The 22,331-nt window shown below is 60.5% G+C and carries 22 protein-coding genes and 2 pseudogenes; 16 read left to right on the top strand and 8 right to left on the bottom strand.

All coding sequences use genetic code 11. The features are described from left to right. Window positions 1-369: 369 nt before the first annotated feature. Both AC3WWH_RS33665 and AC3WWH_RS33660 read right to left on the bottom strand, forming a co-directional pair. On the bottom strand, window positions 370-873 hold the full coding sequence (locus AC3WWH_RS33665) for a YciE/YciF ferroxidase family protein (RefSeq protein WP_113399600.1): 504 nt from the start codon (window positions 871-873) through the stop codon (window positions 370-372). 140 nt (window positions 874-1,013) lie between these two features. Continuing rightward, window positions 1,014-1,307 (bottom strand): hypothetical protein, encoded by a 294-nt coding sequence (locus tag AC3WWH_RS33660; protein ID WP_058324851.1) that lies wholly within the window; start codon window positions 1,305-1,307, stop codon window positions 1,014-1,016. A 454-nt stretch (window positions 1,308-1,761) separates the two neighbouring features. On the opposite strand from AC3WWH_RS33660, the gene AC3WWH_RS33655 reads away from it, so the two are divergent. Then, window positions 1,762-1,950, top strand: coding sequence for a hypothetical protein (locus AC3WWH_RS33655; protein WP_113399601.1), 189 nt, complete (start codon window positions 1,762-1,764; stop codon window positions 1,948-1,950). Between the two features lie 120 nt (window positions 1,951-2,070). Continuing rightward, window positions 2,071-2,523 carry a hypothetical protein gene (locus AC3WWH_RS33650; protein ID WP_058324853.1) on the top strand — a complete coding sequence of 151 codons (453 nt, stop codon included), beginning with the start codon at window positions 2,071-2,073 and terminating at the stop codon, window positions 2,521-2,523. Window positions 2,524-2,614: 91 nt separating this feature from the next. Here AC3WWH_RS33650 and AC3WWH_RS33645 read toward each other — a convergent pair whose 3' ends face one another. Further along, window positions 2,615-2,818 (bottom strand): hypothetical protein, encoded by a 204-nt coding sequence (locus AC3WWH_RS33645; protein ID WP_245296231.1) that lies wholly within the window; start codon window positions 2,816-2,818, stop codon window positions 2,615-2,617. A gap of 524 nt (window positions 2,819-3,342) precedes the next feature. On the opposite strand from AC3WWH_RS33645, the gene AC3WWH_RS33640 reads away from it, so the two are divergent. From AC3WWH_RS33640 to AC3WWH_RS33610, 7 genes are all read left to right on the top strand, one after another. Further along, window positions 3,343-4,119: a FadR/GntR family transcriptional regulator gene (locus AC3WWH_RS33640; RefSeq protein WP_058324873.1), complete on the top strand. Its 777-nt coding sequence runs from the start codon at window positions 3,343-3,345 to the stop codon at window positions 4,117-4,119. A 40-nt stretch (window positions 4,120-4,159) separates the two neighbouring features. After that, entirely contained in the window at window positions 4,160-5,143 is a 984-nt protein-coding gene (gene denD / locus AC3WWH_RS33635; protein WP_058324855.1) for a D-erythronate dehydrogenase, read from the top strand. 1 nt (window position 5,144) lies between these two features. Next, window positions 5,145-5,921 carry an SDR family oxidoreductase gene (locus tag AC3WWH_RS33630; protein WP_058324856.1) on the top strand — a complete coding sequence of 259 codons (777 nt, stop codon included), beginning with the start codon at window positions 5,145-5,147 and terminating at the stop codon, window positions 5,919-5,921. Window positions 5,922-6,019: 98 nt separating this feature from the next. Further along, window positions 6,020-7,087, top strand: a complete 1,068-nt coding sequence (locus tag AC3WWH_RS33625) for an ABC transporter ATP-binding protein (protein ID WP_058324857.1) — start codon at window positions 6,020-6,022, stop codon at window positions 7,085-7,087. 150 nt (window positions 7,088-7,237) lie between these two features. Next, complete coding sequence (locus AC3WWH_RS33620) at window positions 7,238-8,554, top strand: ABC transporter substrate-binding protein (RefSeq protein ID WP_058324858.1); 1,317 nt, start codon at window positions 7,238-7,240, stop codon at window positions 8,552-8,554. Window positions 8,555-8,649: 95 nt separating this feature from the next. Beyond that, window positions 8,650-9,582 carry a carbohydrate ABC transporter permease gene (locus AC3WWH_RS33615; RefSeq protein ID WP_058324859.1) on the top strand — a complete coding sequence of 311 codons (933 nt, stop codon included), beginning with the start codon at window positions 8,650-8,652 and terminating at the stop codon, window positions 9,580-9,582. A 16-nt stretch (window positions 9,583-9,598) separates the two neighbouring features. Next, complete coding sequence (locus AC3WWH_RS33610) at window positions 9,599-10,498, top strand: carbohydrate ABC transporter permease (protein ID WP_058324860.1); 900 nt, start codon at window positions 9,599-9,601, stop codon at window positions 10,496-10,498. Window positions 10,499-10,522: 24 nt separating this feature from the next. Here AC3WWH_RS33610 and otnC read toward each other — a convergent pair whose 3' ends face one another. Together otnC and AC3WWH_RS33600 are read right to left on the bottom strand one after the other, a co-directional pair. Beyond that, window positions 10,523-11,191, bottom strand: coding sequence for a 3-oxo-tetronate 4-phosphate decarboxylase (otnC, locus tag AC3WWH_RS33605; protein ID WP_058324861.1), 669 nt, complete (start codon window positions 11,189-11,191; stop codon window positions 10,523-10,525). Between the two features lie 15 nt (window positions 11,192-11,206). Continuing rightward, window positions 11,207-12,205, bottom strand: a complete 999-nt coding sequence (locus tag AC3WWH_RS33600) for a LacI family DNA-binding transcriptional regulator (protein ID WP_058324862.1) — start codon at window positions 12,203-12,205, stop codon at window positions 11,207-11,209. A gap of 243 nt (window positions 12,206-12,448) precedes the next feature. Between AC3WWH_RS33600 and AC3WWH_RS33595 the strand changes: the two genes are divergently transcribed. The 4 genes from AC3WWH_RS33595 (at window position 12,449) to otnK (ending at window position 16,851) form a co-directional block, all read left to right on the top strand. Next, a complete protein-coding gene (locus AC3WWH_RS33595) occupies window positions 12,449-13,765 on the top strand; it encodes an MFS transporter (RefSeq protein ID WP_058324863.1) in 1,317 nt (438 codons plus the stop codon). A gap of 67 nt (window positions 13,766-13,832) precedes the next feature. After that, window positions 13,833-14,777: an L-threonate dehydrogenase gene (gene ltnD, locus AC3WWH_RS33590; RefSeq protein ID WP_058324864.1), complete on the top strand. Its 945-nt coding sequence runs from the start codon at window positions 13,833-13,835 to the stop codon at window positions 14,775-14,777. A gap of 13 nt (window positions 14,778-14,790) precedes the next feature. Further along, entirely contained in the window at window positions 14,791-15,567 is a 777-nt protein-coding gene (gene otnI, locus AC3WWH_RS33585) for a 2-oxo-tetronate isomerase (protein WP_058324865.1), read from the top strand. Between the two features lie 3 nt (window positions 15,568-15,570). Then, window positions 15,571-16,851: a 3-oxo-tetronate kinase gene (gene otnK, locus AC3WWH_RS33580; RefSeq protein ID WP_058324866.1), complete on the top strand. Its 1,281-nt coding sequence runs from the start codon at window positions 15,571-15,573 to the stop codon at window positions 16,849-16,851. 110 nt (window positions 16,852-16,961) lie between these two features. Here the strand turns inward: otnK and AC3WWH_RS33575 are convergent, their stop codons facing one another. Further along, window positions 16,962-18,347: an adenylate/guanylate cyclase domain-containing protein gene (locus AC3WWH_RS33575; RefSeq protein ID WP_082641207.1), complete on the bottom strand. Its 1,386-nt coding sequence runs from the start codon at window positions 18,345-18,347 to the stop codon at window positions 16,962-16,964. Window positions 18,348-18,613: 266 nt separating this feature from the next. Between AC3WWH_RS33575 and AC3WWH_RS33570 the strand changes: the two are divergent. Continuing rightward, window positions 18,614-18,841 (top strand): annotated as a pseudogene (locus tag AC3WWH_RS33570) (IS110 family transposase); the annotation flags it as partial. A gap of 273 nt (window positions 18,842-19,114) precedes the next feature. Here the strand turns inward: AC3WWH_RS33570 and AC3WWH_RS33565 are convergent. Further along, window positions 19,115-19,549 (bottom strand): annotated as a pseudogene (locus AC3WWH_RS33565) (MarR family winged helix-turn-helix transcriptional regulator); the annotation flags it as partial. 172 nt (window positions 19,550-19,721) lie between these two features. On the opposite strand from AC3WWH_RS33565, the gene AC3WWH_RS33560 reads away from it, so the two are divergent. Then, window positions 19,722-20,489 carry an alpha/beta fold hydrolase gene (locus tag AC3WWH_RS33560; RefSeq protein ID WP_058324870.1) on the top strand — a complete coding sequence of 256 codons (768 nt, stop codon included), beginning with the start codon at window positions 19,722-19,724 and terminating at the stop codon, window positions 20,487-20,489. Window positions 20,490-21,008: 519 nt separating this feature from the next. Further along, entirely contained in the window at window positions 21,009-21,191 is a 183-nt protein-coding gene (locus AC3WWH_RS33555) for a hypothetical protein (protein ID WP_058324871.1), read from the top strand. Window positions 21,192-21,263: 72 nt separating this feature from the next. On the opposite strand, the gene AC3WWH_RS33550 is transcribed toward AC3WWH_RS33555, so the two are convergent. Beyond that, window positions 21,264-21,539, bottom strand: coding sequence for a hypothetical protein (locus AC3WWH_RS33550; RefSeq protein WP_058324872.1), 276 nt, complete (start codon window positions 21,537-21,539; stop codon window positions 21,264-21,266). Window positions 21,540-22,331: the final 792 nt, after the last annotated feature.

The raw sequence follows: 22,331 nt of genomic DNA, 5'->3' as shown, positions 1-22,331 counted from the left end.
GGCCGCGGCGCGTCTTTTCGCGCGGTGCCAGGCGCTCCTGACACCGCATATTCCGGCGGTGTCGAGCACCCGTTTTAGCATATCGAGGGGAACGGGGGCATGGGAGGCTACGTTGGAAGACATGTTGTCCTCCTTTGGCTGGAGGCATATCCGCAGGTCGATCGCTCGGGCCTTGCTTGAAAATTTGCCTGCTATCACTGTGGTCCCGATGCAAGGATATGGGAAGCACTTTCGTGTTCATCGTCCGATTTGATAACTTGGAGATGACGGAGCGGCCTGCTCCTGCCAAAGCGCCGGTCCCCTATGCGAGGCGGCCGCCGGAACCGCAGCCTTTGCCCGGCTCGATAACAAGCCGGGCTGGCGTTTTCTTCAGGCCGCTTTTTCTGCGGTCTGATTGACGACCTTGGTGGCGATCGCGCTCAGGGCAATGTCGGTTGCCTGCTCTTCGTCGAGCGTCGTCTGAAGCAGCTTGGCGGCGTCTTTCATGCCCAGCTCCAGCGCCCAGGTCCTCAGCGTGCCGTAGCGTGACATTTCGTAGTGTTCGACAGCCTGTGCGGCGGCAAGCAGTCCGGCGTCGAGCGCGGGCGAGCCTTGATACTCTTCCATGATCGAGGCGCCTTCCTTGGTGATGCCCATGATCGCGTCACATGTCTTCTTCTCAGGCTTCTTGCCTATGATCTTGAATACTTCGTCCAGCCGCTCGACATGGACCTTTGTCTCTGCGAGATGCTTGATAAACGCGTCCTTGAGCGGCTTGTTCTTGGCGGCATCGCGCATCTTCGGCAGTGTGTCGACGATCTTGTTTTCGGCGAAGTAGACGTCCTTCAACGTATCGTGAAAAAGCACGTCCAGTGTCTTGATGTCCTTGACCATGATGGCTCCTGTTGTTCGAGGGCTCACTGTCCTGTTCCAGGCGACGCGCCTGGTCGTGCCGGCTGCCCGTGAGCGGCGGCCAGATAGAAAAGATCGGACGGTTGGAACGGCGGTTGCAGCTGAACAGATCTGCTGCCTTTTCAACCGAGGTCGCGGTTCTCTCGGGTTCCTGCTGTTCGCATATCGACGACCAAGTGGCGCCCCGCCTCGGGCGGGATGCCTCGCGTCTCGTGCCATAGGGCACATTCAAGGAGCGAAGCCTCGTCGGTATTGCCGAAGCCAAACTCGTCCAAAATGAATTTGGCCAAGCGGTCGGCGTGCTCGCCGGGACGCAGAATGCAGATTTTCGAGCAGGTCGCTTCGAAAACCCTCCGGACCACCACAATTTCGTAGGAGCAGAGGTTGTGGCCCGTCAGGTTGGGCGGGGTGTGCATTGAATACTCGCGCCGATGCCGATCCTTTGGATCGCGGCGCGATCCCCATCGTGATGTCTAAGAATTCCCAATACAGAACTTCGTCGGTCATTGTCTGGGCTGATTGGATCGGGATCGCTGTAGAGCGTCTTTGGATCGGCTGAGCGCATGGCGCAGAGCGTTGCCGACTGCTTCGGCATCGCTCTGATATGAAGCGCCCTTGGGCCGTCGTCGGCGGCGGTGTTCAGGATGTCGGCAATCGTGTGCCGCGGACCACGTTGCCAGATCCCTCTACGATGAGGTGATAGTGCTCTTTGTCGAGTTCTGAGGCTCGATAAGCCCCGGCATTCCAATGCGCGATGATACGCGACATCTTCACCGGCTGGAACTATTCCAGCGGTAGGCGATAGGTCATCTTGAAATTCCCTCAGTGGACCAGGTTGTGGGGGTAATTTGAAAGCAACGGGAGGCAGCAGTGGATGACTCCGACAGCTTTGAAATTCAGTGCCAGAAGTGCGGGACGCCGGAGCGGCTTACGTTCTCCGAGATGAAGACGAGAGAATTGATCCAGTGCACGCGCTGCGGCGCAATCCGCGGCATGGGAAAAGAGAACCTGCTGGAGACGTGTCGCGAAGCAGCGAAAACGATGCGACAAAGGCTGTGATCCCCGAACGTTGTCAGAGGCGCTTTGTCGGCGCATATTTTGCTCATCGCCGGACTATGAAAAAGGCTCCGCGGCTCAGGGAGCATAAGCGCTTTCGCACCAATTGGAGGAGCTTGCGCCATGCTTGATCAACGGCAATCCGGATACATCCTTCCGGAAGGCTTTACTGTGATTTCAGCCGTCTTCGAGAGGGTCATGGATGCGCGGCACATTGATCGGCAAAGCGGTGAAGGCGGGTGGCTGGCTCGGGAGGCGCTCCATCTATTCATGAGCGGCATACGAGACGCATGGGAGCTCGAACTTCGACTGAAAGAAGCTTGCTGCCCCATCGACGTTTCACCGCCCGCAAGCGCCGGTGGCACCAAAATCGTGGATCTGTTGCCGGATCTGTCGGCATGGGCGCGGTGCTTGACGGCCTCACCGAACGCGGCAACTGCTCTCACAGAACAAACACTCGAATACGCCGTCGAACATATGGATGAGTTCGTGGCGAAACCGGATGTCAGAGGATGGCTGGTCCGACTGATGCTGGACCTCCGCCTTGGCCGGAGCCGCCGTCGACGCCGAACGTAGGAATGGCGCTCGCAGGCGCAGCATGAAGATCGTGCGACATGGATTCGAGGTCCCGACGCCGAACTCCTGCAGGCACAATCCGATCAGATGCTCAGTGTCTGGCATCTGACCGCCAGTAACGAGCAAGCTCGGGATCGAGCGCCAGATGCTCCTGCCATGCGGCTTCTGGAACCTGTCCCGACCGATAAGCCTCGATCAGCAACCGCTGATCGTCGCTCAACCGCGGCTCATCGAAATGATGCAGCTGGAACAGCCCGAGTACCGCTTCGCCGATATCTCGCATATGAATAGACATTGGAAGCCTCGCCTCGTGGTCAAGGATATAACGTGTGACCGCCGACGATGTTCAAATCTTTTGATGTCTAAGCAAACCTGCTGAGCGGTGATGACGCTGATCGGTTTTACCTGATCGTGGGTGGGGATGGCAGGCAACGACGCCTAGGCGACGGGAAGAGTGTCCGGAGCCACGTGCAGTACCTCCTTGTAGAAAAAAACAGGCCACCATTCCCGATGGGCTCGCACGCGGGGGCCGCATGAAAATCGCGCGATATGGAACGGCGTCGCGCTGGCGGCTTTGCTAACTGGGGACCTCCATGATCCTCGACGGCGAGGCCGTCGTGCTCGACGATAAGGGCTGCTCCGACTTCGGCTTCCCCTAGACCGCCGAAGCGCAAGGTGACCGGCAGCGGTGCCGTTCTAGGGGCGATCTTTGATGCGATGCAGCAACGAACCTGTCTTGACTAGTCATACTTTTCGCGGCTCCATGGAGAAACTGATCTGCTGGTCCAACCAGTGGGTCAGTTGGAGGCAGTGACGGCGATGGACGGCAGCCCGATACTCACGCAAATGCCAAAGGTCGGGCAGAGCCTCGACCGGCGCACGGCTCGTGACCTCATCGCTGACAAGCTGATGGTGCTGATCGCCACCAACATGCTGCGCCCCGGCGACGTCTTGCCGGGGGAACGGGAACTCGCCAATGTGCTTCATGTCAGCCGCGAGACGGTGCGCGGTGCCATCCAGACGCTGGCTGCGCGCGGTATCGTCGAGGTGTCTCAGGGCAGTCGCACGCGGGTCTGCAATGTCGATCTCAGCCATCTCACCGTTACCATCGCTTCCCCCAACGCCATCGACAGCTACGATCTTGACGATGTTCATGCGGCCCGGCTGCATATCGAGCTGAAGGTCGTCGGCGATGCAGCTGACAGGATTGACGAAGAGACGTTGGGCAAGCTCAAAAGCCTGCTCGAGGCTCAGAAGCTCTGCGGCGATGACGCTATGCGATTCCTGATCTGCGACCGCGAATTCCACATGGGAATCTATCGGGCTTGCGGAAACCCGCTGCTCGCCGATTTCGTCACCGATCTCTACACCTACATGATGGACTATCGGCGCAGCGCCATGTCACGGCCGGGCGCGATCGATGCCAGCTATGACGACCACACCGAGATCGTGGAGGCACTGGAGCGGCGCGACCGGGACGCGGTGATCGCTGCATTTCGCCAGCATCTGACCCGGATCTACGACACGACGAAGGAATTGCTTGCGGGGAGCGGGCAGAAAAACAGGGAAAAGAGCAAGAGCGAGATGGCAGGCTGATCCGGCTGAGCCGGGCGGCAGACGGGGAGGTTCGTCGAAAATGGATGTCATGGTGATTGGAGCGGCCGGGATGGTCGGCCGCAAGTTGGTGGAGAAGTTCGCCTCAGAGGAAGGCGTGCTTGGCTACGATATTTCTAGGCTGACGCTGGTGGATGTGATCGAGCCGCCCGTGCCTCAAGGGCTGTCGCCAATTGCAAAGGCACTCGTGCTTGATCTTTCGACCGATGACGCCGCCGAGAAAGTCGTCGGTTTGCGGCCCGACGTGATCTTCCATCTCGCGGCGATCGTTTCCGGTGAGGCCGAGACTGATTTCGACAAGGGCTACAAGGTCAATCTTGACGGAACGCGGGCGCTGTTCGAGGCGATCCGCCACGAGAGTTTGCGGGAGCCCTACGTTCCGCGGGTCATCTTCGCGTCGTCGATCGCCGTTTTCGGAAGGCCTTTCCCGGAAAAGATCGGCGACGAGTTCCTTACCACGCCACTGACGAGCTACGGCACGCAAAAGGCGATCTGCGAACTGCTTCTCGCCGACTATTCGAGGCGCGGCATTTTCGATGGCGTCGGCATCCGCCTGCCGACGATCTGCATCCGCCCCGGCAAACCCAACAAAGCGGCGTCCGGCTTCTTTTCCAATATTCTGCGCGAGCCGCTGGTAGGTCAGGAGGCGGTGTTGCCGGTGGACGAGAACGTACGCCACTGGTTTGCAAGCCCGCGTTCGGCGGTCGGGTTCTTCATTCATGCCGCGCGGATGGATATGTCCGCGATCGGCCCGAGACGCAATCTGACCATGCCCGGCCTTTCCGCCCTCGTTGGTGAAGAGATCCAGGCCCTTCGGCGTGTAGCCGGTGAGAAGGCCGTCAAACTCGTCCGCCGTGAGCCCGACCCGGTTATCCGCTCGATTGTTTCAGGCTGGCCGACCGATTTCGACGCGCGGCGTGCTTTCCAACTGGGTTTCAAGGCCGAAACCAACTTCGATGAGATCATCAGGATCCATATCGAAGATGAACTCGGAGGACATATCTGAGATGGCTCGCGCTTTAAAATCCGGCGAAGGCAAGATCGCATTGGTGACGGGGGGCGGCACGGGCCTCGGACGCGGGATCGCCGAGGCCTTAAGTGCGGAGGGTTATACCATCGTCATCACCGGCCGGCGCGCCGACGTGCTCGATAAAGCAGCTGGCGGCATAGCGGCGCAAACGGGAGGAACCGTGCGGGGTGTCAGGGCCGATATCGGCGATCCCAATGCGGTCGCCCGCCTTTTCGAGGCGGTCCGCACCGAGTTCGGCCGGCTCGACCTCCTGGTCAACAATGCCGGCTCCAATGTGCCGGCCGTGCCGCTGGAAGAGGTGACCTTCGAGCAATGGAGCGGCATTCTTGCCGCAAACCTGACGGGTGCCTTTCTCTGCACGCAGCAGGCGTTCCGGCTGATGAAGGCGCAGGCGCCGCGCGGCGGGCGGATCATCAACAACGGCTCGATTTCGGCCCAGACGCCGCGGCCGAACTCAGCACCTTACACGGCAACCAAGCATGCGATCACGGGGTTGACCAAGTCGACCGCGCTCGACGGGCGCAAATATGACATCGCCTGCGGCCAGATCGATATCGGCAATGCCGCGACCGACATGACGTCGAAGATGAATTCCGGAGTGTTGCAGGCGAATGGCGAGACCGCCAGTGAGCCGACGATCCCGGTCGCGCATATCGCCGCGGCTGTTGTCTACATGGCAAGCCTGCCACTGGAGGCGAATGTGCTGACGATGACGGTCATGGCGACGAAGATGCCGCTGGTGGGGCGAGGGTAAGGGCGGTCGAGAGGAAACTGGACGGGGTCTAAGAATGGCATGAGGCGGCCGCCGGACAATCCGCCGATTTCAGATGAAATTCACAGGGAGGAAAGCATATGGCAGGCGTTGACTTCGTCGATGTCAGAAAATCATTCGGAGCCTTTCCCGTCATCAAGGGCGTGAGCATCGAAATCGAGGATGGCGAATTCGTGATCCTTGTCGGCCCCTCGGGCTGTGGGAAATCGACGCTTCTGCGAATGTTGGCCGGGCTTGAAAACATTTCGGCGGGCGAGATCCGCATCGGCGACAAGGTCGTCAACACCCTGCCGCCCAAGGATCGGGATATCGCCATGGTGTTCCAGAATTACGCGCTTTATCCGCATATGACGGTCGCCGACAACATGGCCTTCTCGCTGATGCTGAACGGCTCGCCGAAAGCCGATATCGACAAGCGCGTCGGCACCGCGGCGGGCATTCTCGGGCTTTCCAAGCTGCTCGACCGCTATCCGCGCCAGCTCTCCGGCGGCCAGCGTCAGCGCGTAGCGATGGGCAGGGCGATCGTGCGCGATCCGCAGGTATTTCTCTTCGACGAACCGCTATCCAACCTCGATGCGAAACTGCGCGTGGCCATGCGCGCCGAAATCAAGGAACTGCACCAGCGGCTGAAGACGACCACCGTCTATGTCACGCACGACCAGATCGAGGCGATGACAATGGCCGACAAGATCGTCGTCATGCATGACGGCATTGTCGAGCAGATCGGCGCACCGCTCGACCTCTACGACAGTCCCGCCAATCTTTTCGTCGCGGGTTTTATCGGTTCGCCGGCGATGAACATGATCAAGGGCAGGCTCGACCCGCAAAATCCGACGTGCTTTATCGCAACCGATGGCATGGCGCTGCCGGTCGCGCGGTCGCCATCGGCGGCAAGAGGGCGTGATCTGATCTATGGCTTGCGGCCGGAATATATGTCGCTCGACCCGAACGGGTTTCCCGTGACCGTCGCGGTTATCGAGCCCACCGGCTACGAGACGCAGTTGATCGTGCGCTTCGGCGGCACCGAGGTCACCTGCGTTTTCCGTGAGCGCGTGACCGCCCGGCCGGGCGAGGCAATCCACCTATCTATCGATGCCGATCATGTGCACCTGTTCGACGCCGAAACCGGCGTGCGGCTGACCGACTGATACCGTCCCGTTTTGCGCTGCGTGAGGGAAGAGCAGCCCTGACGCATCGGCCGGCATTCCGGCATTTCCGGAAGCCATTAACTCAGCATTCGCCAAGCGGGACGGCGGGTGCCGGAAAGGATGATGTCCCGTGTCACCAGGAGGAGCATTATGACTTTCAAGAGACGTGATTTTCTTGCCGCATCTGCCGCGGTCGCGGGCATGGCCGGCCTTTCGGCTTTCGGCATCCGCTCGTCTTTCGCCCAAGGGGCGGAGCCGGCCTACAAGCCGGAGGACGGTGCAAGCCTGAGGCTGTTGCGCTGGACGCCCTTCGTCAAAGGTGACGAGGATGCATGGCTTGCCAATACCGCGAAGTTCACCCAAGCGACCGGTGTCGAGGTCCGCATCGACAAGGAAAGCTGGGAAGACATTCGCCCGAAAGCGGCCGTCGCTGCCAACGTCGGCTCCGGGCCGGATATGGTGATGTGCTGGTTCGACGATGCCCATCAATATCCGGACAAGCTCGTCGATCTGACCGAACTCGCCAACTACCTCGGCGGCAAATACGGCGGCTGGTACGATGGCGTAAAGGGTTATGCTTCGCGCGGCGACAAGTTCATCGCCATGCCGTTGGCGGCCATCGGCAATGCCATCTGCTATCGGGATAGTCACATGAAGGCGGCCGGCTTCAGCGAATTTCCGAAGGAAACCGACGGGTTCCTCGAACTCTGCAAAGCCATGAAGGCCAAGGGAACGCCAGCCGGCTTCCCGCACGGCAAGGCCGTCGGCGACGGCAACAACTATGCCCATTGGCTGCTCTGGAGCCATGGCGGCAAGATGGTCGATGAAGGCGGCAAGGTCGTCATCAACAGCCCCGAGACGCTCAAAGCAGTCAACTATGCCAAGGCGCTTTACGAGACCTTCATTCCGGGCACCGAGAGCTGGCTCGACATCAATAACAACCGGGCCTTCCTGGCGGGCCAGGTGTCGCTGACGGCGAACGGCGTCTCGCTCTATTATGCGTCGAAGAAGGACCCGGCGATGGCGGAACTTTCAGCCGACATCCGCACCACGAACTTCCCTGTCGGTCCGGTCGGCCAGAGCGTCGAGCTGCACCAGACCAGTTCGCTGCTGCTCTTCAGCCATACGAAATATCCGGAAGCTGCCAAGGCCTATATCAAGTTCATGATGGAGGCCGACCAGATGAATGCCTGGATCACGGGCTCCAGCGCGTATTGCTGCCAGCCTCTCAAGGCTTTCGCCGACAATCCCGTCTGGACGTCCGATCCGATCCACGCGCCTTATGCGCGCGCCTCGGAAACGCTGCGCCCGAACGGTTATGCCGGTCCGCTCGGCTATGCGTCCGCCGGCGTCATGGCCGACTACGTGCTGGTCGACATGTTCGCCACCGCGGTTACGGGGCAGATGACGCCGGAAGAGGCAATTGTAGAGGCTGAGCGCCGGGCAAACCGCTACTACCGGGTCTAAATCCCAACGTGGCCTGCATAGGCCGCTGAGACAAGGTATCGGCGGAAATGCCCCGCCGCTACCCGTTCCCCAATCCGCTATACGGGAGATGTCCGATGTCCACAGCGTCATCCAGGAAGCCGCCATCCGCGATGGCCTCGCTCATGCAGAACAGGAACATGATTGGTTTCCTCTTCATGCTTCCGGCCGCCGTCTTCCTTGTCTGCTTCCTGACCTATCCGCTTGGCCTCGGCGTCTGGCTCGGCTTCACCGACACGCGCATCGGCCGCGACGGCGTGTTCATCGGGCTCGAAAACTACATCTTCCTCGCCGAGGATTCGGTCTTCTGGCTCTCGGTCTTCAACACGCTTCTCTACACGATTGTGGCGTCGATCCTGAAATTCGTCTTCGGGCTCTGGCTGGCGCTGCTGCTGAATGAAAATTTGCCATTCAAGTCCTTCTTCCGGGCAATCGTACTCTTACCCTGGGTCGTTCCCACCGTGCTCTCGGCGCTGGCCTTCTGGTGGATCTACGATTCGCAGTTCTCGATCATCTCCTGGTCGCTGATGCAGCTCGGCATGATCGACGGTCCGATCAACTTCCTTGGCGATCCGGAAAATGCCCGCGCCTCGGTGATCGCCGCCAATGTCTGGCGCGGCATTCCGTTCGTTGCCATTTCATTGCTCGCCGGCCTGCAGACCATCCCGGCTTCGCTGCAGGAGGCGGCGTCGCTGGACGGCGCGACGAGCTGGCAGCGGTTCCGCTATGTGACGCTGCCGATGCTGACGCCGATCATTGCCGTCGTCATGACCTTCTCGGTGCTGTTCACCTTCACCGACTTCCAGCTCATCTATGTGCTCACCAAGGGCGGGCCGGTAAACGCGACGCATCTGATGGCGACGCTTTCCTTCCAGCGCGGCATTCCGGGCGGACAGCTAGGGGAGGGGGCCGCGATCGCCGTGGCGATGATCCCGTTCCTCCTTGCCGCTATCATGTTTAGCTTCTTCGGCCTGCAGCGGCGCAAATGGCAGCAGGGCGGCCAGGATTGATTGGGGGAGAATGACGATGACCACGACCGTGAAATCCGAAGACGCCGTTCTGACAGATGATGTACAGGGAATGAGCTATCTCAACCGCCTGCCACGCAGGATCGTGATGGTTTATCTGCCGATGGCGGTGTTCGTCTTCGTGCTGCTCTTTCCGTTCTATTGGATGGCGATCACTGCAGTGAAGCCGAATTCGCAGCTGACGGATTACAACAATTACAGCCCATTCTGGGTGGTCGGGCCGACGCTTGACCATATCAAATACCTGCTGTTCGAAACCTCCTATCCAGGCTGGCTGTGGAATACGATGCTGGTGGCGACCTGCGCGACGTTTCTGTCGCTTGCGGCTTCGGTCTTTGCGGCCTACGCGATCGAGCGGGTGCGGTTCTCGGGCTCGCGGCCGGTGGGCCTGATGATCTTTCTCGCCTATCTCGTGCCGCCCTCGATCCTGTTCATTCCGCTGGCATTCATCGTCTTCAAGTTTGGCATCTACGATTCCAGGCTGGCGCTGATCTTTACCTATCCGACCTTCCTCATTCCGTTCTGTACCTGGCTGTTGATGGGCTATTTCCGGTCGATCCCGTTCGAGCTCGAAGAGAGCGCGCTAGTGGATGGCGCGACGCGCTGGCAGATCCTGATCAAGATCATCCTGCCGCTTGCTGTCCCCGGGCTGATATCGGCGGGCATCTTTGCCTTCACGCTGTCGTGGAACGAGTTCATCTATGCGCTCACTTTCATCCAGTCTTCGGAAAACAAGACCGTGCCGGTCGGCGTGCTGACGGAGCTGGTCCGCGGCGACGTGTTCGAATGGGGCGCGCTGATGGCCGGCGCGCTGTTCGGCTCGCTGCCGGTGGTGATCCTCTATTCCTTCTTCGTCGACTATTACGTCTCGTCCATGACCGGGGCGGTGAAGGAATGAGTGCCTGCTTCAGGTGATCGCGTATCAATCGTGGTCGTGGTCGTGATGCGACGGCAGGTCGAGGCCGAAGGTCTTGGTGAGATCGTTGACCTGCGCCGGGTTGAGATAACGGGGGTTGAGATTGCGCAGCAGCAGATAGAGCTTCGCCGTCTCCTCCAACTCCTCGGTCGCGAATACGGCCGCCTCCAGGCTATCGCCGGCGACGACCGGTCCGTGATTGGCCAGAAGCACCGACGAATATTTTCCCGCCAGCCCGCGGATCGCGTCGGCCACCGCCGGATCGCCGGGACGATAGTAGGGGACCAGCGCGGTCTCGCCGGCGCGCATGAGATAGTAGGGGGTCATCGGCGGCAGGGCGGCGCGCGGATCGATCTCCGGCAGCATGGTCAGCGCCACCGCGTGGGTGGAGTGAAGATGGACGATGGCGCGGGCACTGCCGCGCGTGTCGTAGAGCGCCGTGTGAAGCGGAATTTCCTTGGTCGGCTTGTCGCCGGCGAGGTGCCGGCCTTCGGCGTCCAGCCTTGAGATGCGGGCCGGGTCGAGGAAGCCGAGCGAGGCGTTCGTCGGGGTGACCAGCCAGCCGCCATCCTCCAGCCGCAACGATATATTGCCCGACGAACCGGGCGTCAGCCCGCGCTCGAACAGCGAACGACCGTAGCGGCAGATTTCTTCACGCAGGCGCGCGTCGGACATGACAGTTTCTCCCTATCAGGCGGTTGCCCCTTCGATCAGCTCGAAACCGAGATCGACGACCTGGGGTGGCGCATTGGTGATGACTAGCTGTGCTGCCATCTGTCCGGTCGCGACGCGCGGCGTGCGGATGGTCGAGAGGGGCTGCGGCGTTGCCCGGCCGATATCGAGGCCGTTATAGCCGAAAATGGCAAGCTGCGAGGGGATCGCAACGCCCCGCGCCAGACAGTGAAAATAGCCGCCCAGCGCCATGTCGTCGTTGGAGAAATAGACCGCATCGAGATCGGGCGTCCGGGCGAGCAGCCGCTCCAGTCCCAGCCTGCCGTTTTCCACCGACGATGCTCCGGCGAGAATTTCGCGATCGGCGAGGGGGGCGTCATGCACGCCCAGCGTTTCGCAAAAAGCGGAAAACCGCTTGCTGGCGCGGGTATCGCGGTTGAGGTCGTGGCCGACATACCCGATCCGGCGATAACCCCGCTTGAGCAGGAAGGCAGCACTTTCGCGTCCGGCTGCGCGGTTGGAGAAACCGACCGCCAGATCAAGCGCATCGCCATCCAGATCGAGCAGCTCGACGATCCGGCAGCCGCTTGCGCGCAGCATCTTCACCGTGCCCTCCGTGTGCTCGTACCCCGCCAGCATCACCGCCGTGGGCCGCCAGGCGAGCATCGCGGCGGCAAGCGCTTCTTCCTTCCCCGGATCATAGTCGGTGACGGAGAAGACCGCCTGATAACGGTTTTCCTCCAGAACGGCGCTGGCGCCGCGCAGAACATCGGGAAAGACGATGTTGGATAGCGAGGGAATGACGAAGGCGACCAGGCGCGAAGCGGTGGAGGCGAGCGTTCCTGCGATCCGGTTCGGCACATAGCCGAGCCGCTCGACCGCAGCCATCACCCGGTCCCGCGTCTTGCCGGAAAACGAGCCGTGGTTGCGCAGCACCCGCGAGACCGTGCTCTCGCCGACGCCGGCCGCTTCCGCGACCTCGGCAAGCGTCACTGTCGCCTGGTGTTTGAATTCCATAGTCACTTTCGAACTCCACCTCGGGTGGGCGCTTCAGCCGCTAAGCCGTCATCCCTCTCCGATGTCGCCCACCATGCAGTCCTGATTTTTCACCACTCTCTTCAAGAAGCAAGATTTTTTTGGCAGCGCTACCAATTTCGCGTTGGCAGCGCTGCCAAAATGGATTAAAGAAATGGCAGCGCTGCCATTATTGGCCCGGCGTGCCGCGGAAGGAGACCGCGGCAACAATTGGAGGAGAATATCATGACGCTGCAAACGCAGGCGCCAGTCGATGGCGCGTATGCCGCACAGACGGTAGAGGACCGGGCCTATGGCAAGGTATTCTGGAGAATCGTTCCTTTTTTGATGCTGTGCTACGTGGTCGCCTATCTCGACCGCGTCAATGTCGGCTTCGCGAAGCTGCAGATGTCGAGTGAGCTCGGGCTGTCGGAAGCGGCCTATGGCATCGGCGCAGGTATTTTCTTCATCGGCTATTTTCTGTTTGAAGTGCCGAGCAACATTATCATGAACAAGGTCGGCGCGCGGGTGTGGATTGCCCGTATCATGGTCACCTGGGGCATCATTTCCGCCGCCTTCATGTTCACCTCGTCGGAAGCCGTTTTCTATGTCCTGCGTTTTTTGCTGGGCGTTGCGGAAGCGGGATTTTTCCCCGGCATCATTCTCTATCTGACCGCATGGTATCCGGCCCATCGCCGCGCCAGAATCATCACCACCTTCATGTCCGCAATCCCGATATCCGCCATTTTCGGTAATCCGCTGTCGGGTCTCTTGATGGACAGCTTCCATGGCACGCATGGTCTTTCCGGCTGGCAGTGGATGTTCCTGATCGAAGCCATCCCGGCCATCCTTTTCGGCGTCGCCACGTTCTTCTACCTCGATGATACGATCCGTGACGCGAAATGGCTGGACGACGACGAAAAGCGTGTGCTGGCGGCCAATATCGAGGCGGAGAACCGGGCCAAGGCCTCGAGCCCGCACAGCATTGCCGGAACGCTGACGGACCGCCGCGTCTGGCTGATGTGCCTTATCTATTTCTGCTTCGTGCTCGGGCAATACGGCCTGAATTTCTGGATGCCGTCCATCGTCAAGGCCTCTGGTGTCAGCGGGAACCTGAATATCGGCCTGATTTCCGCTATCCCCTATATCTGCACCTTCTTCGTCATGCTGGCGCTCGGACGCTCTGCCGACAGGCGGCGTGAACGCCGGTGGCACTTGGTCATCCCCGCCCTCATCGCCGCCGGTGGTTTTGTCGCGGCAACGACGGCGACAAGCACGACGGTCTCAATCGTCTGTCTCTCGCTGGCTGCTGCAGGTGCCATCAGCTGCGCGCCGCTCTTCTGGTCACTTCCGACGGCTTTTCTCGCCGGCACGGGCGCGGCCGCCGGCGTCGCCTGGATCAATTCGGTCGGCAATCTCGCCGGGTTCCTCGGTCCGTTTCTTGTGGGCTATCTGAAGGATCTTACGGTCAGCAACAGCGCGGGCATGTATCTTCTCGCCGCAGCCCTGGTCATCGGTTCGCTGGCCGTGTTGACGGTTCCGGCGAAAACCGTCAACCGCTAAACACCAACCCCTCCGGGTGGCAGCATCCGGAGCGCGGCTCTTTCTTTACAAGACTGGAGAACTTGTCATGTCACCGCTTGCTGAAAATTCAGGCCCCGCTGTTGTCGCGGCCGTCATCGGCCTTGGCTCCATGGGGCTCGGAATGGCCCGGTCGATGAAGCGCGCAGGCCTCGATGTCGTTGGGTATGACATCACTCCTGCGGCGGTGGACCGCTTCATCGCCGAGGGCGGACGCGGCGCTGCCACGCCCGCCGGTGCGGCAAAGGATGCCGACATTGTCGTCTCCGTCGTCGTCAACGGTGCGCAGACCGAGGCTGTGCTGTTCGGCGTCGAGGGTGTCGCAAGGACGATGAAGCCCGGAGCAGTCTTCATTTCGTCGGCCACCATGGACCCGGCTGTGGCACGCGACCTGGCACAACGGGTGGAGGCTCTCGGTCTGCATTACCTCGATGCGCCAATTTCGGGCGGCGCGGCCAAGGCGGCAAACGGCGAACTGACGATCATGGCATCCGGCTCCAAGCAGGCTTTCGACACGGCCCGCCCGGGTCTCGACGCCATGGCCGGCAAAGTCTACGAACTCGGCGACGCGGCCGGAACCGGCGCCTCCTTCAAGATGATCAACCAGCTTCTCGCCGGCGTGCACATCGCGGCCGCCTGCGAAGCGATAACGTTTGCCGCCAAGCAGGGCCTCGACCTCCACCAGGTCTATGAAGTGATCACGGCCTCGGCCGGCAATTCCTGGATGTTCGAAAACCGCGTGCCGCATGTGCTGGCCGGAGACTATAGTCCGCTGAGCAGCATCGAGATTTTCGTCAAGGATCTTGGCATCGTCCAGGATATGGCCCGCTCGCAGCGCTATCCGGTACCGCTCGCAGCTGCGGCCCTGCAGATGTATCTGGGCGCGTCCGGAGCCGGCATGGGCCGCGACGACGATTCGTCGCTTGCGCGCCTCTACGCCCAGCTCTCGGGCGCAATATTGCCCGGTGCGACCAAAGAGCTGCAGAGCCTGTAAAAGGAACACCACCATGCCGGTTTTCGCCGCCAACCTGACGATGATGTTCAACGAATGGCCGTTCCTCGACCGCTTCGACGCTGCGGCCGATGCCGGGTTTGCCGCCGTCGAATATCTCTTTCCCTATGAAGCCGCACCGGAGGCAATCGCCGAACGGCTCGCCCGCAACAATCTGCAGCAGGCCTTGTTCAACCTGCCGCCGGGCGATTGGGCCGCCGGCGAGCGGGGTATCGCGGCGCTTCCCGGACGGTTCGATGCGCTGAAAGCGGGCGTCGAGCGGGCGCTGGACTATGCGGCGGCGACGGGTGTCGGGCGGCTGCACCTGATGGCCGGCCTTGCTGATCCAAGCGACGAGGACGCAGCCTCATCTTACCGACGCTCCGTCGTCTACGTTGCGGAGCGGCTCTCAGAGAAGGGCATCGATCTGTTGCTCGAGCCGATCAACGGGCGAAACATGCCGGGATATTTCCTCGATGATTTCGGCGCGGCCGAGAGCCTGATCGGGGAACTCGGCCTGCCGAACCTGAAGCTCCAGTTCGATGTCTATCATCGTCAGATCATCCATGGTGACGTGGTCATGGCCTTGCGCCGCCTCATGCCGATCACCGGCCATATCCAGATCGCCAGCGTGCCGTCACGCAACGAGCCGGACGGGGAGGAGCTGAACTATCACTATCTGTTCGGCGAAATCGACCGCCTTGGCTATGACGGTTTCATCGGCTGCGAATACATCCCGCGCGGCCACACACTGGACGGTCTTGGCTGGTTCAGACCTTTTGCAAGGAGCTAGACGGTGGCTATATTGCTTGGATCGATCGCTGACGACTATACGGGTGCCTCCGACCTCGCCAACACGCTTACGAAAAACGGACTGCGCACGGTGCAGACGGTCGGCATCCCCGATCCGTCGCTGGCGCTGCCGGATGTAGACGCGGTTGTCGTTTCCCTGAAGATCCGCTCGGTGCCTGCCGCTGACGCCGTAACAGCCGCGACCTCGGCCGAACGATGGCTGCGCCGGCGCGGCGCCGCCCATGTGCTTTACAAGGTCTGCTCGACCTTCGATTCCACCGATGCCGGCAATATCGGTCCGGTCACCGAGGCTTTGAGTGATGCCGCGGGCGGGGGACTTGTGCTGGTGACGCCTGCCTTTCCGGAAACGGGACGCACCGTCTATTTCGGCCATCTCTTCGTCGGCGGACAGCCGCTGAACGAAAGCCCGCTCAAGGACCATCCCCTCAATCCGATGCACGACGCCAATCTCGTGCGGGTGATGGCCAGACAGTCGCGCGGTGCCGTCGGGCTTATAGATCTGCCGGCAATCGCGGCGGGACCTGATACAGTCAGGGCACGGCTGGAGGCTTTGCGTGAGGCAGGTGTCAGGTCGGCAATCTCCGACGCGATCTTCGAACGCGATCTCGAGACACTCGGCGCGATCGCACTGGAAACGCCGGTATCCACCGGCGCGTCGGGCCTCGGGCTTGGCCTTGCCCGTGCACTCGTCCGCTCAGGCCGGGCCCCTGCCGGCGACGCTACAACGGCGAACGCCATTTGCCCCGTGGGCGGGCTTTCCGCCGTCGTTGCCGGCAGTTGTTCCAAGGCAACGCTGCATCAGCTCGACGTCGCCGAACGGTCGATGCCCGTTCTGCGGCTCGACCCGGAGCGGCTGCTAGCCGGCCCGGACGAGATCGCCGCGGCGATTTCTTGGGCCGGAGACCGCATCTCGGCCGGTCCCATCGTCGTCGCCGCGAGCGCAGCGCCGGAAACCGTGTCCCGGTTGCAATCACTATATGGGCGCGAGGCGTCCGGTCACGCGATCGAATCCGCAACGTCGATTATCGCCGCCGAACTGGTGGCAAGAGGCGTGCGGCGCCTGGTGATCGCCGGCGGAGAAACCTCGGGTGCGGCGGTCGACAGGCTGGCCATTCCAGCCTTCCTGATCGGCCCGGAGATCGCGCCCGGCGTGCCGGTGCTGCGAACGGTCGGCAATGCGCAGGGCGATATGCTACTGGCGCTGAAATCGGGAAACTTCGGAGGCGAGGATTTCTTCACGGCCGCGCTGGCGATGATGCACTGAGCAAGGCTGATCTGGTCCTCGCCTTTGCGACGGAGCAGTCTTACGCCAGGCCGATCGAGCCAGCCATGGTCGGAGCTTAACCCACCCGGTCTCCGGCAAAGCCAGGGCGGTCAGTCCAACCCGATCCAGACAGAGCCGTCCTGCACGCGGCACGGGTAAACGACCAGCTTGGCGCGGTTTTTCGAAATGTCGCCCGCGTATTCATAGCCAGGCGCAGTGCCATCCTGCTGCAACTGCGCCCACTGCCTGATTTCGCCTGTGAGCAGATCAAAACAGCTGTGATGCCATCGGCAGACCAGGCCAAGATCGCTGGTAATCGCACTTTCGGTGTGGGGGAGTTGAAGCCCTTTTGTCTGGGCTGGACTGCGACGCTCGTATAAAGGCAGGTGAAGATGTGGGCAGGCGTTGTTGAAGGCACAATAGCCATCCGCTTCGCGAACGATGACGATGTCATAGTCCTCGAAGTCGAGGATCCGTCTTTCGTGGAGCTGAAGGTCTTGTTCAGCAAGAGCGCAAACCCACCTTCTGCCGCCATGTCGGATGGTTTCGCGGGACGGCTTGGCGTTGAGTTCGGCGTCGATTTCGGGCCTTAGCCTATCTACTTCGAATAGCGTTGTGCGCTCGCTTGTACCGCGAAGGCGCACTCTGACAAAGTCAGCGATTTCAACTTTATCGGCAAGTGCGTTACGGAGCGGTTCGGATATCAGCAGTCGCGTACCGGCATCCTTGTTGGCAGCCTCGATCCGGCTCGCCACATTCACAACGTCACCAACGGCGGTCAGTCGTCCATGTCCGGAAAAACCCAATGTCCCGATGACAGCCTCGCCGTAGTTGAGGCCGATGCGGATCTCGAAGTCGATGCCATACATCGAGGCAAAGAACGGCTTCAATCTATCCACGGTGCCGAGAGTCTGGAGGGCTGCATTGACGGCACGGAGCGGTGCGTCAGGTTGCCCATCAATGCCGAATATGGCCATGAGCCCGTCACCAATGAAACTGTCGATGAACCCGCCATTCTTCTCGATGACGTCGCCGACCTGGGCGAAGTAGCGATTGAGTAGATACATCACGTCGTAGGCAGAGAGCTTCTCCGACAGCGCCGTGAAATCGACAATGTCGCTGAAGAACACCGTGACGTGCTTCGCTTCCCCAGAACGTGTCGCGGCTGTTGCGCCAAGTTGGTTGGTGATCATCAGGTCGGTTTCGTCCAACACCAGTCGCCGGATACGAAGGTCGCCTTGAGGTTTAAGCTGGCAAGCCAACCGAACTTCGTCCGTCAAACTCAATCGATCCGCCATCGAAGCCTCAGCGGCATTCCGATTTGGGCAGGCCCCCAAGCCAGAAAGGATCCAGACACGGCAGGTCGAGCATTTCGCCCGCCCGCCGCATGCATGCGCGAACGGCACACCCGATCTCAAGGCCGCCTCCAGCAAGGTCTCGCTGGCTGTCACGTCGAAGTCCGTCTGATCAGGCAGGGCGGTTACTCTGGTCGTCATCTTCGACTCCGCGGGTTGGTCCCAATTCTAACACCAAGGGAACAGGCGATCGAATCCTGTACGGGGCCGGGAGGCCGCAAAGTCCATCGGTGATCTCGGAGGTGTCGGCTTAACGATTGGCGCTGATCGCGAAAGTATCGCAAGAGGGAAGTGCCCTGCACAAAGGCAGCGCCTCTTGCATTGTTCAATAGCGGAAGTGGCTTAAGCGTCGCGACAAAACGCCATCGGTTCGATTCCGTTCAAGGCGGCGACTTCTGCAGCCGATCGGCGATGGCAGCGTGCGAACCGCGCTCTACGAGGCGGCCAACGTCATCCTGACGCGACCAGTCAAAGGTTCCGATCTGAAGGGTTGGGCGTTGGCGGTCGCCAGACGTGCCGGTCCCAGAAAGGCGCGTGTCGCGCTGGCCCGCAAGCTGGCGGTGGTGTTGCATCGCATGCTCAGGGACCGAACCAACTTCATTGCTCGTAAGGGAGCGTCAGCCCTGGCGGCTTGACCGGAGGAGACGACAAGACAGGTTTCGGACGGGCACAGCCATCAGCCCTCCGCAGCAAGGTCCCTTCGCCGGGACGATGGATGGGTTAGGCCGCTATGCGACAAGCAGCACTGCGTGACTGCGCCTCTAAAGATTGGCCAACCGGTCACGATGCGACCCGAACGTTGGTGAGCACGCCCGCTAGCGGGACCATTGTTTTGTACGAGGTTGGGCTGCCACTGGCTCGTTGTCGCGAAGCCTTCAAAATACTTGGAGAACGACGAGGGTTTCGAACTATCTCGCCCCTGCCTGAAGCCTGTTGCGTAGACCGTCGATCGTGGCGCGGAGGGTATCGAGAGCGTCCGCTTCCAGCGCAACCGCATCGCCGATGCAATGCATGACATCATCGGCCTGACCCTGCAGGGCGCGGCCTTTCTCCGTCAGGTGCAGAAGCACCTCGCGTTCGTCTTGGGGGTTGCGCGTTCTCGTGATTAACCCGGCAACGTTCAGGCGCTTGAGCAACGGCGTAAGCGTGCTGGAATCAAGGAAGAGATTGTTACCCAGCTCCTTGACGTTCTGGCCGTCGCGATTCCAGAGCGACACCATGACCAGGTATTGCGGGTACGTCAGGCCCAGCTTGTCCAGTAATGGCCGGTAAAGCTGGGTGAATGCGTGGCTCGCGGAATAGAGGGAAAAGCAAAGCATTCCGGCGACGCCGCGATGGTCGTCTGGCTTCGTCATGGCGATCTCCTTTCTGCAAAAATAATTCGCGCACGATTTATTCGCAAGCGGTTGACACACTCATTTCGGAAACATATAGATTGTACACAAATGAATCGCACACAAATAAAATAACTGCCTCTCGCCTGAACCTAGATCCCGAGCCACGAAGGATATCGTCATGTTCAAACTCGCCGCCACCGTTGCCTTTGCCGCCGCTCTCCTGTCCGGCAGTGCAATTGCCCAGCCCGCAAAGCCCACAGTCATTCTCGTCCACGGCGCTTTCGCCGACTCGTCGAGCTGGAATGGTGTGACGAAGATCCTTCAGAAGGACGGTTACACGGTCGTTGCCGCCGCCAATCCCCTGCGCAGTGTTGCCGGTGATGCGGCCTATGTTTCAGACATCATCTCGAGCATCAAAGGATCCGTCGTCCTGGTCGGGCATTCCTACGGAGGCCAGGTGATCTCGACCGCTGCCAACAGCAAGGACAATGTCAAGTCGCTGGTCTATGTGGCAGCGTTCGCTCCGGAAGCAGGGGAAGCAGCTGCCGATCTCGCCGGTAAGTTCCCGGGCGGAACACTTGGCCAAGCGCTCGCCGCTCCGGTCAAGCTGGTAGATGGCGGCGTCGATCTTTCCATCGACCAGGCGAAGTTTCACGACCAGTTCGCCCACGACGTTTCAATTGAGGATGCGGCATTGATGGCCGCCGGCCAGCGCCCGATCACCGAAGCTGCCTTGACGGAAAAGTCCGGTTCGCCGGCCTGGAAGACGCTGCCCTCCTACTTCATCTATGGGGACGGCGACAAGAACATCCCAGCAAAGGCACTCGGCTTCATGGCCGAACGGGCAGGCTCAAAGCACACTGTCGTGATCAAGGGTGCATCCCATGTTGTGATGGTGTCGCGGCCCCAAGCCGTCGCGGACCTAATCGAAGAGGCTGCACAGTAATCTTTGTAAATTTCTGGTGATCAAAGGCCGTCACCCGGAAGGGTGGCGGCTTTGGAGTAAGAGCACCGACTGCGGCTACGCCTTTTTTCAGGGCGTCAGCCTTGCTCGCTTGCTTGGTTGTCAGCATGCTTCCCGGCTTCATGCATTTTCATTTCGCCCGACGGCTGAGGTGCGGTCCCTGCCTTCAAGTAAGCGCCTTTAGCGAGTTCTGGCGCCGCAATCCGGACCGTACTATCCGCTTGTAACACCGAGTGGAGCACATATGTGCTTTTGCAAAACAACAGTGAACTATATCCATGACCTTCTATAATTTGCGAATGGGTCTCGGTCTTATTGGTATGATCGGCATTATGGTGACGGGCTTTTGGGGTATCACCCGTGTGAAGCCTCTCGAGCAGCACGACAATCGCCAAAGCGACGGTGCCCCGCCGACGTGAGGGATATGCGCATTGCCACTGCGAAGACACTGGCGAGGTTGAGGAGGACTGATGGCAAAGCCTCGAAGAAAGCAGGAGAGTCATGGTCGCAGACTATATTGACGAATTCATCATGTTTTGCGCCGGCCTGTGGATGACGTCCGTGGGCTTTGGGTATGTGACTTTGTCGAGAAACCCGGAAAACCAACTGCCGTTGGCTCGCCACTTCAAGTGGATGGGCCCCTTGCTGCTCGTCATCGCAATCGTTCTGGCCTTCGCCTCATAAGCCTGCCATCAGAAACATGTAACGGGGCCGTCGAAGAAGCAGGAGACGCGGAGCCCTTGCCATCCTTCAGCCTCAGTGGACTTTCACGTTGGCGTGCTGGTTGGCGGCGTCGGTATCAGTAGCGGGCGTCTGGGTGTCATGGCCGGTGAAGGGACTGCCCTGACCGGGCGCCAAGGTACCACTATGGCCTGCACTGTTTGTCGTGAAAGCGTGCGTGTTGGAAGATGCTGTGCCGCCAGTCGCCAATCCGTTCTGTTGCGCTTGGAATAGATGGTCGTCCGCTTGGGCGATCGCACCGGAGGAGATCAGCAAGGCCGCCGAGGCGGTAATCAAGGTAACGATCCTCATTGTAACAACTCCATCGTTTTTTGTTGTCGAAGCGTATGACACGCCTGCTGGCGTCGTTAATCCTTTCAATGCGGTTGGCCACGATAGAATATGGGCTATCGCACTGGAATGTGCTTCCGCAAGTTGCAGTAGAAGAGCCCCACCTCCGCCCGAACGTCGATGGAGCTCTACCTTGATCCGGAGGGATTTTGGATCATTGGCGAGCCTAACAACGCGCGTGTTCTCGGAATGGTTCCTTAAAAGAAATGGCCCCGTCGGGGCGACGAGGCCAGAGGCTACCTTCGGACTTCACTCCGGGGATTTGGTGAAGCCTGCCATGTGATCCCGAGCGGGGTGTCGGGACCAAGACACGCGAGAAACGCGCATGCGGCGGAAAGGTTCCTGCCGGCAGGAAGCGAGCCAAAAAGAATGGCCCCGAAAGTCGTCGACGGGGCCAAGCAACCGTGTACCTGGCAGGCTCCGTGGACATAGGCTGCTCCTCGGACCGCCGTCGATCCATCCGGCGTCGTGGATCATCGGCAAAGCAAAGAACGGTCACCGATGCGGAATGTTCCCTATGCGTCCGGCCGATACTGAGCAACGTCGGAGTGCTGCTCCTGCCACATGGCGCTCTCAAACAGCGCAGCCTCATCGCTCACCCCGTTGCGGAATTGCTCGATGATATTCCGGGCCAACATTTGAGCGCGCTTTCCGTAGCGTGGGATGCTGCACCAGAGTAAGCGCCGTCTCCGCCCCATTGGATAGGCTGTATTTTGAGGCTGGCCGGGCGTGCGAGAAGGTTTCCAGGACTAT

It is taken from the genome of Ensifer sp. EB106-03-01-XG145 (genome assembly GCF_058792075.1).
Note: the sequence above shows the minus strand (reverse complement) of the source record. Positions and strands in the feature narration are given on the sequence as shown.

Coding starts and splice junctions, on each gene's coding strand:
- AC3WWH_RS33625 (WP_058324857.1), top strand. CDS start 6,020: ATGGCAGGCGTTGACTTCGTCGATGTCAGAAAATCATTCGGAGCCTTT.
- otnC (WP_058324861.1), bottom strand. CDS start 11,191: ATGTCCGACGCGCGCCTGCGTGAAGAAATCTGCCGCTACGGTCGTTCG.
- AC3WWH_RS33640 (WP_058324873.1), top strand. CDS start 3,343: ATGGACGGCAGCCCGATACTCACGCAAATGCCAAAGGTCGGGCAGAGC.
- AC3WWH_RS33615 (WP_058324859.1), top strand. CDS start 8,650: ATGTCCACAGCGTCATCCAGGAAGCCGCCATCCGCGATGGCCTCGCTC.
- AC3WWH_RS33660 (WP_058324851.1), bottom strand. CDS start 1,307: ATGCACACCCCGCCCAACCTGACGGGCCACAACCTCTGCTCCTACGAA.
- otnI (WP_058324865.1), top strand. CDS start 14,791: ATGCCGGTTTTCGCCGCCAACCTGACGATGATGTTCAACGAATGGCCG.
- AC3WWH_RS33555 (WP_058324871.1), top strand. CDS start 21,009: ATGGTCGCAGACTATATTGACGAATTCATCATGTTTTGCGCCGGCCTG.
- AC3WWH_RS33600 (WP_058324862.1), bottom strand. CDS start 12,205: ATGGAATTCAAACACCAGGCGACAGTGACGCTTGCCGAGGTCGCGGAA.
- ltnD (WP_058324864.1), top strand. CDS start 13,833: ATGTCACCGCTTGCTGAAAATTCAGGCCCCGCTGTTGTCGCGGCCGTC.
- AC3WWH_RS33595 (WP_058324863.1), top strand. CDS start 12,449: ATGACGCTGCAAACGCAGGCGCCAGTCGATGGCGCGTATGCCGCACAG.
- AC3WWH_RS33610 (WP_058324860.1), top strand. CDS start 9,599: ATGACCACGACCGTGAAATCCGAAGACGCCGTTCTGACAGATGATGTA.
- denD (WP_058324855.1), top strand. CDS start 4,160: ATGGATGTCATGGTGATTGGAGCGGCCGGGATGGTCGGCCGCAAGTTG.
- AC3WWH_RS33550 (WP_058324872.1), bottom strand. CDS start 21,539: ATGAGGATCGTTACCTTGATTACCGCCTCGGCGGCCTTGCTGATCTCC.
- AC3WWH_RS33645 (WP_245296231.1), bottom strand. CDS start 2,818: ATGTCTATTCATATGCGAGATATCGGCGAAGCGGTACTCGGGCTGTTC.
- AC3WWH_RS33630 (WP_058324856.1), top strand. CDS start 5,145: ATGGCTCGCGCTTTAAAATCCGGCGAAGGCAAGATCGCATTGGTGACG.
- AC3WWH_RS33620 (WP_058324858.1), top strand. CDS start 7,238: ATGACTTTCAAGAGACGTGATTTTCTTGCCGCATCTGCCGCGGTCGCG.
- AC3WWH_RS33560 (WP_058324870.1), top strand. CDS start 19,722: ATGTTCAAACTCGCCGCCACCGTTGCCTTTGCCGCCGCTCTCCTGTCC.
- AC3WWH_RS33665 (WP_113399600.1), bottom strand. CDS start 873: ATGGTCAAGGACATCAAGACACTGGACGTGCTTTTTCACGATACGTTG.
- AC3WWH_RS33575 (WP_082641207.1), bottom strand. CDS start 18,347: ATGACGACCAGAGTAACCGCCCTGCCTGATCAGACGGACTTCGACGTG.
- AC3WWH_RS33650 (WP_058324853.1), top strand. CDS start 2,071: ATGCTTGATCAACGGCAATCCGGATACATCCTTCCGGAAGGCTTTACT.